This window comes from Olsenella uli (assembly GCF_016900775.1).
GTDB classification, from domain to species: Bacteria; Actinomycetota; Coriobacteriia; order Coriobacteriales; family Atopobiaceae; genus Thermophilibacter; species Thermophilibacter uli_A.
In genome coordinates this window covers 304,345-316,796 of record NZ_JACJKN010000001.1, presented here as the reverse complement: position 1 = coordinate 316,796, position 12,452 = coordinate 304,345, and the positions used below count along the sequence as shown (strand labels likewise).

Genomic DNA, 12,452 nt, shown 5'->3' with positions numbered 1-12,452 from the left:
CATACGAGAGGAGTGATGCCGTGCGAACGCGCATCCGCGAGCTGCGCCGCGAGCGCAGGATGAGCCAGGCCGAGCTGGCCGACGCCGTGGGCACCACGCGACAGACCATCACCTCGATCGAGGTGGGCAAGTACACTGCCTCCTTGCCGCTGGCCCACAAGATCGCCCGGTTCTTCGGCCTCACGATCGAGGACGTCTTTGACTTTTCCGAGATAGACGAGGAGCTGTGACCACCATGAAGAAAAGCGTCGAAGCGCTGCGCGCCACCGTCCGCCGCCGCCTGCGCCGCGAGAGAATCTCGCTCGCCGTCATCCTTGTCGCATGGGCGGCCCTGCTTGCGCTCGCCATGTCCGACAAGCTCCCCGCCCTGCACGCGGACCTGCGCGCCTCGGGCTTTCTCTCGGGATTCATAATGGGCATCTTCATCGTCGCCGGGGGCATCACCGCGCGCCAGGCCCACAGCCTTCAGCGCGCCCTCTCAGACGACGCCGAGCTGCGCCGCTTCCAGGCACGAGAGCACGACGAGCTGCGCGCCCACACGGAGCGCGAGACCGCGCGCACCTACGTTCAGCTGATGCCTGCCCTCGCCGTGGTCGCCGTCCTCGTCGGGGCGCTCGTGAGCTTTGAGTCCATGCTCGCCGTGGCGGCCACGCTGGTTTTTCTCGCGCTCGTCCTGCTCGGCGTGAAGATCTACTACAAGCGGCGCCTTGCCGTCCCCGAGGCGGAGTAAAGTAGCGCCAACGACCGCACGTGAAAGGAGCGCCCATGGACGAGGTCCTGGCCTATCTCAAGGAGAACCCCACCTACTTCCTGGCAACCGTCGACGAGGCGGGCAACCCGCAGGTGCGCCCCTTTGGCACCATCGCCAAGTTCGAGGGCAGGCTCTACGTCCAGACCGGGCGCGTGAAGCCGGTCTTTGAGCAGATGCTCGCCCACCCGCGCGTGGCGATTTGCGCTATGGGCGAGGACGGCTCGTGGCTGCGCATCGAAGCCGACGCAGTGCTCGACGACCGCCTAGAGGCGCGCGAGGCAGTGCTCGCCGAGTACCCAGAGCTGCGGCCCATGTACGCTGCCGACGACGGCAACTGCGAGGTCTTTGCGCTGGAAAACGTCACCGCCACGTTCTGCTCGTTCACCAAGGACCCCTACACCATCCGCTGGTAGCCCCGTGACGGGGACGGAGCGGCGACAACCTCTCCGCCCCCCGTCACACTCCCCGAGCAAATACGGCCGCAGAGCCGGCGCATGACGCGCCTCCCCCTTACGGACGCCTAACATTTTCATATTGGCAACTCAGCAAAGGGGGACATCATGGACGCTTTTGGCATTGACATCGGCGGGTCGGGCATCAAGGGCGCCCCCGTCGACCTCGAGAGGGGCTGCTTCGCGGCGGAGCGGCTGCGCATCCCCACGCCCGAGGCCTCCACGCCCGACGCCGTCGCGCGCATCTGCTGCGAGCTGCTCGACAGCTTCCACGTGGACCCGTCCGTGCCCGTGGGCGTGGCCTTCCCCGCGCCGGTCCACCCCGGCAGGCCCATCGGCTACATGGCCAACCTGGACAAGTCCTGGATCGGCGTCGACATCACGGCCAAGCTCTCCGAGGCGTGCCGCCGGCCGGTCCACGTGGTCAACGACGCGGACGCCGCCGGGCTTGCCGAGGCCCGCTTTGGCGCCGCGCGGGGCAGCAGGGGCCTCATCGTTGCCATCACGCTCGGCACGGGCATCGGCACGGCGCTCGTGATGGGCGGCCGGCTCATCCCCAACTCCGAGCTCGGCCACCTCATCATGGGCAAGCACGGCGAGGAGGCCGAGAGCCTCGCGGCCGACTCCGCCCGCCAGCGCGAGGACCTCAGCTGGAAGAAGTGGGGCAAGCGCCTCACCAAGTACCTGCGCCTCCTCGAGTTCTACCTCAGCCCCGAGGCCTTCGTCATCGGCGGCGGCGTGAGCAAGAAGCACGAGAAGTACTTCCCGTACCTGGACGTGGAGACCCCCGTCTACCCGGCGGCGCTCCTCAACGACGCGGGCATCGTCGGCGCGGCGTCCTACGCCGCCAGCGCGCGCTGACAGGAGGACACACAATGACGCAGGGCGAGAAGAACGTCCGCCTGACGTTCTTCTCGCCCTGTTACTTTTGAGCGGCCGCGTGTAGACTGTGGGCACCATTCGACCCCGGGGCACTGCCCCGGCCCCAGGAAGGGACCCCCATGTCTGACGCCACCCCCGTGGAGAAGCGCAAGATTCCCCTGCTGCTCAAGGTCTACGCCATCTACTGCCTGCTGACCGCCGCCGCGGTACTTGCCCTGGTGGCGCTCATCGCCGTGCCGCTCGCCCAGTACGGCGTCCAGCTCTTCCGCGAGAGCCACGACGTCACGCTCACGATGACGCTTACGATCGCGCAGGTCGTGATGCTCGCCGTTGGGGCCGCGGGATACGTGCTGTTTGGCGTGCTCGTGCTCATGGACCGCCGCCGGCACGTGGCGCAGCTCGCCTACGGCCTCATCGGCGTGGGCGTTGTCAACCTCGTGCTCGAGATCATGCTCAACGGCTTTGGCGACAACCTCATCTACGACGGCGTGCGCCTGCTCGTCCTCGTGGGGATCTCGGCCACCATCGACCCCACGCTCATCACCGAGCGCCGCCTGCAGCGCAAGCTCCGCGACATGGAGACCGAGGAGGCCGCCAAGGACGGCACGCTCGGGCGCGCCAAGGGCGACCGCGGCTTCATCGAGCTCGACTTCTTCAACCTGTTCTGGGTCTTCGTGGTCTGCTGCGTGCTCGGGCTCGTCATCGAGACCGTGTACCACATGGTCGTGGTTGACCCGGGCGTCTACCAGGACCGCGCCGGCATGCTCTACGGGCCCTTCTCCCCCATCTACGGGTTTGGCGCCGTGCTCATGACCATCGCGCTCAACCGCTTCTACAAGGCAAACCCCGTGGTCATCTTCCTGGTGTCCGCCGTGATCGGCGGGCTCTTCGAGGCGGCGGTCTCCTGGTTCATGCAGGTGGGCTTTGGCGCCGTGGCCTGGGACTACTCGGGCTCCACGATCTTCGGGCTCTTCCCGGACCCGGTGGCCCTGCTCTTTGGCGGGCGCACGAGCACGCTCTTCATGTGCATGTGGGGCGCGCTCGGCTTTGTGTGGATCAAGTTCTGCCTGCCGTGGCTGCTCAAGCTCATCAACCTCATCCCCTGGCAGGCGCGCTACTCCTTCACCACGCTCTGCGCCTTCCTCATGCTGGTGAACGGCGTCATGACGCTGCAGTCCCTCGAGTGCTGGTACCAGCGCGAGAGCGGCCTCGCGCCGAGCTCTCCCGTGGAGGAGTTTTACGCCGAGCACTATGACAACGCCTACATGCAGCACCGCTTCCAGAGCATGGAGATCACGCCGGAGAACAGCGCCCGCGCGGCATAGCCCCCCTGAAAGCCCGACAAACGCGGCGGGGCCGTCTGTCATGAGTGATTTCATGACAGACGGCCCCGTCGCCTTTGTCGGGTCGTGTCGCTTATGCCAGATAACCCACCTGCGGGCGGTTGAGGCGATGGGCCGCAACAAGGACCACGATGCCCAGAAGGACGAGCGGAAGGCTCAGGAGCTGGCCCATCGTGATGGGCCCGAAGAGGTAGCCGAGCTGCGCGTCGGGCACGCGGACGAACTCCACGAGGAAGCGGAAGATGCCATAGAGCGTGAGGAACCACCCCATGAAGGTGCCCTGCGGGCGCGGCGGCACGCGGCGCGACAGCAGGTACAGCACGAGGAAGATCACGAGACCCTCGAGGATGGCCTCGTAGAGCTGCGAGGGGTGCCGGTAGACCGCGCCGCCCGTCTCGAACATGACGCCCCAGGGCAGGTCCGTCTCCTTGCCCCAGAGCTCGCCGTTCACGAAGTTGGCGCAGCGGCCGAAGAAGAGGCCGAGCGGCGCGCCGATGACGCCGAGGTCGCAGACCGTCGGCACGGAGATGCCGTAGTGGCGGCACACGAGCGCGCCGCCCACGACGGCGCCCACGAGCCCGCCGTGAAAGCTCATGCCGCCCTCCCAGGTGGCGAAGATCTCCAGCGGGCTCGAGAGCGTGAGCCCCGCGCCCCAGATGTAGAAGACCACGTAGAAGAGGCGCGCGCCGATGATGATGCCAAAGACCACGCCGATCACGATGGAGAAGACGTCGTCGGCCGACAGGCCCAGGCCCCAGCGCCGCGCCGTCCGGTACATCACGATCCCGGCGCAGATGAAGCCGAGCAGGTACGCGATGCCGTACCAGCGCACGGTGAGCGGCCCCAGTGTGAAGGCCACCGGGTCGAGCATGTGATAGAGGTCGTTCAGGAACACGTTCTTCTCCGCCCGTTCTTCTCGCCGCTCCTGCCGTCGCCCCCTGCCGCGCTAGAACGCGGCGGGCTGGACGCGCGTCACGCCGGGGACGTGCTCCATGAGGATGCGCTCGATGCCCTCGGACATGTCGAGCGAGGAGAGCGGGCAGCCGGCGCAGGCGCCCTGCATCTCCAGGGTGACCACGCCGTCGTCGGTGCAGTCGATGAGGGCGACGTCGCCGCCGTCCGCCTGGAGGCTCTGGCGGATGACGTCGAGGGTGGCGTCGAGAAGGGCTCGGTCAACGGCCATGGGATGTCCTTTCCTCATGCCTCGGCCGGCGCGGGGCGTCGGGAGGCAGCCTGTGTCCGTGAACCATGTTACCCAATGCCGGCAAAAAGATGCCCGGAAGTGGCGCCGGGCAGGCGTCGGTCGGGCCTGCGGCCGTCCTGGGCCGCCTCCACCGCGCGCACGACGCGGCGCACGGCGGACGCGACCTCCTCCTCGTCCATGAGCTGGGCGTCCACCAGAAGACGCGACACGCCGGCGGCGAGAAGGACGTCCGCCTGCGGCGTGGCGTCGAGCGACTGGCCGAACCAGATGCGCGAGCGGCCGTTCACGTCCGTGCGGACGGGGAGCTCGCGGCCGTCGATGTCGCGCAGGGAGAGCCGGCGGCGGCGCAGCGCGCAGCGGCGGCAGTCGTGGGCGCACCGGCCGAGCGCTTGCAGCACGCAGTGCTCGCTCGTCATCACGCGCTCGCGGCCGAGGACGGAGAGCCCCGCGGGGACCCGCGCCGCCCGGGCGAGCGCGCAGACCTCGTCGAGCGTGAGCTCCGGGGAGAGCCAGACGCCCGCCGCGCCCGCGTCCTCCAGGGCCGCGAGGCAGGACTCGTTGTGCACCGGGATGCAGGAGCGGACCTCGGCAAGCGCGCCGCGCTCCGCGGCGAGCGCGAGCTCGGAGACGTTGCCCACGGCGACGGGCTCGCCGGCGCGCACCCAGCCGTCGAGGCGCGCGTGGTCGCCCTCGCGGCAGACCTCATCGAGCCAGGGGATGACGCCCTCGGGCCACGCGCCCTCGGCGAGGTCGTCCGCGCCCGCGTAGACGCGCGTGGCGCCGGCGGCGAGCGCCGCCGCAGCGCATGCCGGCGTGGTCACGAGCGCGCAGACGCACGGGCGTGCGAGGGGGGCAGCCACTTCCGCGCGCCCGTTCCGGCGCGTGCAGGAGTGACTGTCCCCCTCGCACGCCCCCCTGCCCGCGTACGGGGCGAGGAGGGCCTCCTCCAGGCGACGGCACGCCTCGGCGCGGACCTTGTGGACGGCCGAGAAGGACATGCCGCAGCCGGAATCGAGCGTCACGTCCCACTCCACGGGCTCAAACGGGCTCTGGCCCATGCGGCCGACATGCTCCACCAGCTCCTCGCCGGTGACCTCGCGCGTCCGGGCCGCCTCCACGACGAAGCCCTCCGCGCGCGCCGAGGCGGCGCCGTCCGCGCACGAGAGCTCCACCGAGAAGGGCTCGCCGAGGCACGCCGTCACGCGGACGCGCACCGGGCGGCGGCGCACCACGTCCTTGTCCGCTACGCGGGCCGCCTCGTCGAGCGCGCGCTGCGAGCGGATGAGGCGCACGACGGAGCCCGCGGGCATGGGGCGCGCCGCGCGGCAGGTGACGGTCTCCCCCGCCGCGGCGTCCGCGGGAGCGGGGGCGGTGAGGAACTGCGCGGGGTCGTCCACCGGGCGGAGCTCCAGGAGGTCCCCCTCGCCCACCGGGGCCGTGAGGCGCACCTCCACGTCCGCGCGCGTGAGGCGGCGCATCCGCTCGCGCCCGCCGTTGCCGCCCCCGCGGCGCACCACCGCGTCCTCGAGCTGGCGCGAGCCCACGACCTCGCCCACGACCTCGCCGCGGTTGTTGGAGCGCTCGTAGCTCATCATGTCGTTGTCGGAGCTGCCCCGGAGGTAGCCGTCCGTGAAGTCGCGGTTGAAGGCGCGCTTGAGCCGGCGGTGCCGCGCGGCCGCGCGCGCCTCGGGGTCCTCCCCCGCGGCCAGCGCGTCAAGCGCGTCGCGGTAGGCGCCCACGACGGAGAGCACGTAGTCGGGCGCCTTCATGCGCCCCTCGACCTTGACCGACCCCACGCCGGCGTCGCGCATCTCGGCGAGGTGGTCCACGGTGCAGTAGTCCTTGGGGCAGAGCAGGCGCGTGCCGCCCACCCCGCGGCTCTTCTCGGGAAGGCCCTGCGTGGCCACGCCCGGGATCTCCATCACGTTGCCGTCCTCGTCGAGCAGGTCATACGGCAGGCGGCAGGGCTGGGCGCAGAGCCCCCGGTTGGCGGAGCGCCCACCGTTGAGCGAGCTCATGAGGCACACGCCCGAGTAGCAGAAGCAGAGCGCCCCGTGGCCGAAGCACTCCAGCTCCACGCCCTCCTTCGCGATGCGGGAAATCTCCGGCAGCGAGAGCTCGCGCGAGAGCGTCACGCGCTCCGCGCCCCAGACGTCACGGCACCACGCCACGCCGCGGGCGTCGTGCACGTTGGCCTGCGTGGAGACGTGCACCTCCACCTCCGGCCACCGGCGGCGGACCTCCGCCATGAGGCCCCAGTCCTGGATGATGAAGGCGTCCGCGCCGAGCTCCCACGCGCGGCGCACGAGCCCCAGCACGCGCGGCATCTCCTCGGTGGAGACGGCCACGTTCACGGTCACGTAGACGCGCGTCCCGGCGAGGTGGGCCCGACGGCACGCCGCGGCGAACGACTCGTCGTCGAAGTTGTGGGCGCCGCGGCGGGCGTTGAAGTCGTTGCCCAGCCCGCAGTAGATCGCGTCCGCCCTCGCGGCGAGCGCGGCGTTGAAGGGCTCCGGGCCGCCGGCGGGCGCCAGCAGCTCCGGCACGCCGTGGGCCTCCAGAAACGTGGTCCCTCTTGCCATCATGCCCCCGTCCTTGCGCGTCGTCTCGACCGCACCCGCCAGAATTAATCCGCCCTCTGGGGCCCTCGCCAGAATGCCAACTGGGAAAACGTCGGCCCGCGCGCTCACAGGGCGGATTATTTTTCACAAACTCACAGACACGGGCGGAGCCGCAGCCGCGACCCCGCCCGCGCATCGCCTGTCTTGGGCCCTACACCAGGCGCGCCCAGCGCTTCTTGCCGGACTGGACCGTCGTGCCCGCCGAGAAGAGCGACGCCTCGACGTTGTAGCACTTGGGCGCCACGGCCTCGCCGTTGATCTTGACGCCGCCGCCGTCCACGAGGCGGCGCGCCTCGCCGGCGGACTTGGCAATCCCCACCTCCACGAGGAGCTTGCCCAGGTAGACCTTGCCCTCGTCGTTGACCTCGGCCACGGAGAGGGGGAACTCCGGCATGTCCTCGGGCGCCTCGGCGCGCTTGAACTGCGCGTCGAAGGCGTCGCTCGCCGCGGCGCCGGCGCCCTCGCCGTGATAGAGGTCGCAGATGTTGGCGGCCAGCTCGCGCTTGAGCGCGTACGGGTCGGCGGAGCCGTCCGCGAAGGCGGCGTCGATCGCGTCGAGCTTGTCCATGTCCGCCGTGGAGCACAGGCGCCAGTAGAGCGGCACCAGCTCGTCGGTGATGGACATGACCTTGCCGTACATGTCGGCCGGCTCGTCGGTGAGGCCCACGTAGTTGCCGTAGCTCTTGGACATCTTCTTGTGGCCGTCCGTGCCCACCAGAAGCGGCATCGTGAGGGCCACCTGCGGCTCCATGCCCATCGCGCGCATGAGGTCGCGCCCGGCGAGGAGGTTGAAGATCTGGTCGTTGCCGCCCATCTCGAGGTCAGCCTTGATGACCACGGAGTCGTAGGCCTGCAGCACGGGGTAGATGAACTCGTGCAGGCCGATGGACTTGCCCTCGGTGTAGCGGTTGTGGAAGTCCTCGCGCTCGAGGATGCGGGCCACGTTGAACTGGCTCATGATCTTGAGCATCTCGGCGAGGTTGAGGCCCTTGAGCCACTCGCCGTTGTGCAGGACCGTGGTCTTCTCGGGGTCGAGGACCTTCATGGCCTGCTCGACGTAGGTCCGGGCGTTGGCCTCGACCTGCTCCTCGGTGAGGGGCGGCCGGGTGGAGTCGCGGCCGGACGGGTCGCCGATGAGCGCCGTTCCGTTGCCGATGATGAGCGTCACGTTGTGGCCCAGGTCCTGGAACTGTCGCATCTTGCGCAGCGGCACGGCATGGCCGAGGTGCAGGTCGGGCGAGGTGGGGTCAACGCCCAGCTTGATGTTGAGGGGCGTGCCCTTCTCGAGCTTCTTCTTCAGCTCGTCCAGCGGCACAATCTGCATCGTGCCGGACGTAATCACCTTGAGTTGCTCGTCAACTGGCAGCAAATCTCTGTCCTCCATAGGTCCTTCGCTTTACCAAGCGGCCGTCAACACGGCCGCATAAGGTATTAGCATAGCGCAGCGGCGCGGGAAAGGGGCAGGACAGGGGCGATTTTCCCGTCCGCCCGCGCCATGCGCGACAGGGCGAGAAGAACCCCGCGCGGCCTCACTCTCCCGCTCAGGCCCAACGCCGCGCGGGCCCCCGAGCCGACAACCTCCTATAATGTTGGACAGTTATGGACCGGTCTCCCCGACAGGAGGACTAGATGGGGATCAGAACCCGAAGAGCCCGCACGCACTCCCGCACGCACTTCGTGGGCTTTGGCATCGCGGGCGTGTTCGGCTTCATCGCGCTGCTCTGCGTGACGCTCGCCCTCTCGCTCGGCGGCGTGGTGAGCGCGTGGCTCGAGGACTTGCCCGACTACACCTCTGCCGACGCCTACCTTCTCGCCGAGCCGACGCGCGTCTATGACGCGGACGGCAACGAGATAGCCTCGTACTACCTCCAGAACCGCCGCTCCGTCACGCTGGACGAGATCTCGGACTACGTCATCAAGGGCCTCATCGACACCGAGGACAAGCGCTTCTACGAGCACAACGGCGTCGACCCGCAGGGCGTGCTGCGCGCCGTCGTGGGCCAGATCACGGGCTCCGGCGACGCCGGCGGCGGCTCCACGATCACCCAGCAGCTCGTCCGAAACACCGTCCTCTCCGACGAGCAGTTCGAGCAGTCGCTCAAGCGCAAGGTGCGCGAGGCGTACATCGCCATCCAGCTGGAGAAGGAGTACACCAAAGAGCAGATCATCAACATGTACCTCAACACCATCTACTATGGCAACGGGGCATATGGCATCGAGGCTGCGTCCATCACCTACTTCAACAAGCACGCGAGCGAGCTCACCCTCTCCGAGGCGGCGGTCCTCGTGGGCCTGCCCAACGCCCCCTCGCTCTACGACCCCTTCACCAAGCCCGACAGCTGCGTCTCGCGCCGCAACCTCGTCCTCTCGCGCATGCTCGAGGCGGGCGACATCTCCCAGGAGGAGTACGACGCCGCCTGCGCCGAGCCGCTCGTCCTGAACCCCGGCGAGCTGACCGACTCCATCGGCACCTACCCCTACTTCACCGACTACGTCCGCAACCTTCTCCTGCAGGACTTCTCCTCCGAGACCATCATGCAGGGCGGCCTCAAGGTCTACACCACGATCGAGCCCGCCCGTCAGCAGGCCGCCGAGCAGGCCGTGAGCGAGCGCGTCGCCTCCTCCGGGGACGAGCAGCTGAGGGGCGCCCTCGTCTCGGTGGACAACTCCAACGGGCACATCGTGGCCATGGTCGGCGGCCAGAACTACGGCAACGACACCGAGGCCGGCCAGAGCTCGGTCAACCTCGCCACCAACCCCCGCCAGCCCGGCTCGAGCTTCAAGGCCATCACCCTGTGCGCCGCCATGCTCGAGGGCATGAGCCCCACCGTGCGCATCAACTGCAACTCCCCCATCCAGATCACGCCCCTCTGGGCCCCGAGCAACATCAACAACGACCAGCTCGGCACGATTACCCTCGCCGACGCCACGGCCTACTCGTCCAACACCGGCTACGCGCAGGTCGCCCAGACCATCGGCAACGACAAGATCATCGAGACCGCGCACATGCTCGGCATCGACTCCCAGATCAACCCCGTGGCCGCGCTCACGCTCGGCGTCCAGGAGGTCACGCCGCTCGAGATGGCCGAGGTCTACTCGGTCTTTGCCAACGGCGGCGTGCACCGCGACGCCATCGCGATCACGCGCATCGAGGACCGCAACGGCAACGTCGTCTACGAGCACCAGGACAGCTCCGAGCAGATCGTCGACTCCGCCATCATCGAGGACCTGACCGGCGTCCTCGAGGGCGTCATCGCCAAGGGCTCGGCCACCTACGTGCGCAACTACGCCACGTTCGACCAGCCGGTTGCGGGCAAGACCGGCACGACCGAGAACTACGGCGACCTCTGGTTCTGCGGCTACACCCCGCAGCTCACGACCGTCGTCTGGTGCGGCCACCAGGACAACAACAGCACGATCCGCTACCAGGGCACCAACGGCACCACCGCAACGCTGCCGCTGCCCATCTGGACCGCGTACATGAACGTTGCCCTCGACGGCGTGGCGCGCGAGGAGTTCCCCACCGCGGACCACAACGCCACCTACAAGCCCAACAGCTCCTGGACCTTCGTCGGCACCAACCAGGCCTCCAACGAGGATGACTGGGAGGACGAGGAAGAGGAGAACGTGGACAAGACCGAGGACAGCCAGGCCGAGGAGCCCAGCGGTCCTGCGACGCCCGTCGTCCCGACCACGCCCGATCCTGAGCCGACCGCCCCTGATCCCGAGCCCACGCCCGAGCCCGAGCCCACGCCGCCCCCCAGCGGCGGCGGGGACGGCGAGACGCCCACGACCCCGACAATACCCACGGAGTAGCCGGAGGGGAGGGCCAAGACAGCTTGGCCCTCCCCTCTTTTGTGCCCGCAGCGCCCGCGCCAGCGGCTCAACCAGCGCTTGAGCGCGGCTCATATCGCAGGCAACACATACCGCTCCCCGAATTGTTGCCTATCGGCAGGCAGATTAATCCCCCGGGCTGCCTATCATGCGATAAGGGTTACTCTCGCTCATGCGCACATCCCCTGGAGGGACAATGACTCGCACCGATCGTGACCGCCGCCCCCGCTCGGGCGGCTCATCTATGAACGGCTCCTCTCGCCAGTATGCCGGCGCTGGGGACAGCAGGGCTCGCGTCCCCAGCCAGACCACCTATCACGGCCCCACCGGCACCCGCTCGCGCGGGGGCGGCATGAGGGGCGCAGGCCATCGCGGCGGCCGCGGCGGGCGCGGCGGCTACCCGCTCAGGTCCCGCAGCATCAACTTCCAAGGCGGCAGGAACCGCGTCTTCGGCGTCGACCGGCAGCTCCTCATCCTGGGCGCGCTCGCCGTGGTCCTCCTCGTCCTGGTGGTCGTGGGCGTCTCCAGCTGCGTGCGCGGCTGCTCCACGGACGCCGCCCAGAGCGACAACCAGATTGACGCGCGCGTGGCCTCCGGCGTCTCCGAGGAGCTCACGCAGCGGTTTGCGACCGAGCTCAACGAGGGCGAGAAGCTCGCCGCCATCGCCGCCTCTGCGGACCGCTACGCGGACGCGGGCCTGCTGGAGCTCGCCCTCAGCGTCCCCGAGGCCATCGACTTCGTCGCCGCCTACCCCGACGCCGAGAAGACCGCCCAGCCCTACGGGGATTCCGTGACGCAGGGCGAGGCCCCGCAGCTCTGGTGCTGGGACGCTCGCTGGGGCGCCGTCGACTACGCCGGCCGCGCGCTCGCCATCACGGGCTCCGGCCCCACCGCGCTCTCCATGGCCTACATGGGCCTCACCGGCACCAACGACAAGTCTCCGGCGGACCTCGCCCAGCAGGCCAACGACGCCGGCGCCGCCACGGGCGACTCCGCGATGGCCGCGAGCTTCCTCGAGAGCTCGGCCGAGGGGCTCGGCCTCTCCTACAAGAGCTACACCTCGAACGCCGACAACCTCTCCCAGGCGCTCGACGCCGGGACCTACGTCCTGCTTGAGACCAAGGCAGGCTCCATCACCAGCACCGCCCATTGGATCTTGCTCGTCTCCGAGAACGAGGACGGCTCCATCACCGTCTACGACCCCACCTCCCCCGAGGTGAGCGCGCACCCCTGGCCCGCGGCGACGCTCGCGGCGAGCACGGACACCATCCATGCCCTGAGCCTGCCCCAGGCTGACGACGACGCCACCGCGGCGGATGACGGCCAGGCCGCCGACGACGCCACCGCGAACACAGACGAGTAGCC

General features: G+C 69.2%; 11 protein-coding genes. 7 read left to right on the top strand and 4 right to left on the bottom strand.

Going from position 1 to position 12,452, the window contains the following annotated elements; genetic code table 11:
* Positions 1-20: 20 nt before the first annotated feature.
* From H6A23_RS01430 to H6A23_RS01410, 5 genes are all read left to right on the top strand, one after another.
* Complete coding sequence (locus H6A23_RS01430) at positions 21-230, top strand: helix-turn-helix transcriptional regulator (protein ID WP_204830410.1); 210 nt, start codon at positions 21-23, stop codon at positions 228-230.
* A 5-nt stretch (positions 231-235) separates the two neighbouring features.
* On the top strand, positions 236-730 hold the full coding sequence (locus tag H6A23_RS01425; RefSeq protein WP_204830409.1) for a hypothetical protein: 495 nt from the start codon (positions 236-238) through the stop codon (positions 728-730).
* Between the two features lie 35 nt (positions 731-765).
* Complete coding sequence (locus H6A23_RS01420; RefSeq protein WP_204830408.1) at positions 766-1,164, top strand: pyridoxamine 5'-phosphate oxidase family protein; 399 nt, start codon at positions 766-768, stop codon at positions 1,162-1,164.
* A gap of 147 nt (positions 1,165-1,311) precedes the next feature.
* A complete protein-coding gene (gene ppgK / locus H6A23_RS01415) occupies positions 1,312-2,064 on the top strand; it encodes a polyphosphate--glucose phosphotransferase (protein WP_204830407.1) in 753 nt (250 codons plus the stop codon).
* Positions 2,065-2,204: 140 nt separating this feature from the next.
* Positions 2,205-3,410 (top strand): putative ABC transporter permease, encoded by a 1,206-nt coding sequence (locus H6A23_RS01410; RefSeq protein ID WP_204830406.1) that lies wholly within the window; start codon positions 2,205-2,207, stop codon positions 3,408-3,410.
* Between the two features lie 91 nt (positions 3,411-3,501).
* On the opposite strand, the gene lgt is transcribed toward H6A23_RS01410, so the two are convergent.
* The 4 genes from lgt to tyrS form a co-directional block, all read right to left on the bottom strand.
* A complete protein-coding gene (gene lgt, locus H6A23_RS01405) occupies positions 3,502-4,323 on the bottom strand; it encodes a prolipoprotein diacylglyceryl transferase (protein ID WP_204830405.1) in 822 nt (273 codons plus the stop codon).
* A 51-nt stretch (positions 4,324-4,374) separates the two neighbouring features.
* Entirely contained in the window at positions 4,375-4,611 is a 237-nt protein-coding gene (locus H6A23_RS01400; RefSeq protein WP_072372575.1) for a NifU family protein, read from the bottom strand.
* Between the two features lie 68 nt (positions 4,612-4,679).
* Positions 4,680-7,217 carry a U32 family peptidase gene (locus H6A23_RS01395; protein WP_286165712.1) on the bottom strand — a complete coding sequence of 846 codons (2,538 nt, stop codon included), beginning with the start codon at positions 7,215-7,217 and terminating at the stop codon, positions 4,680-4,682.
* 187 nt (positions 7,218-7,404) lie between these two features.
* The gene (gene tyrS / locus H6A23_RS01390; protein WP_204830404.1) at positions 7,405-8,622 is read right to left on the bottom strand and encodes a tyrosine--tRNA ligase; all 1,218 of its coding nucleotides are present in this window, start codon (positions 8,620-8,622) and stop codon (positions 7,405-7,407) included.
* Between the two features lie 260 nt (positions 8,623-8,882).
* Here tyrS and H6A23_RS01385 point away from each other — a divergent pair, with 260 nt between their 5' ends.
* Both H6A23_RS01385 and H6A23_RS01380 read left to right on the top strand, forming a co-directional pair.
* Entirely contained in the window at positions 8,883-11,069 is a 2,187-nt protein-coding gene (locus H6A23_RS01385; RefSeq protein WP_204830403.1) for a transglycosylase domain-containing protein, read from the top strand.
* Between the two features lie 214 nt (positions 11,070-11,283).
* A complete protein-coding gene (locus H6A23_RS01380; protein WP_286165711.1) occupies positions 11,284-12,450 on the top strand; it encodes a hypothetical protein in 1,167 nt (388 codons plus the stop codon).
* Positions 12,451-12,452: the final 2 nt, after the last annotated feature.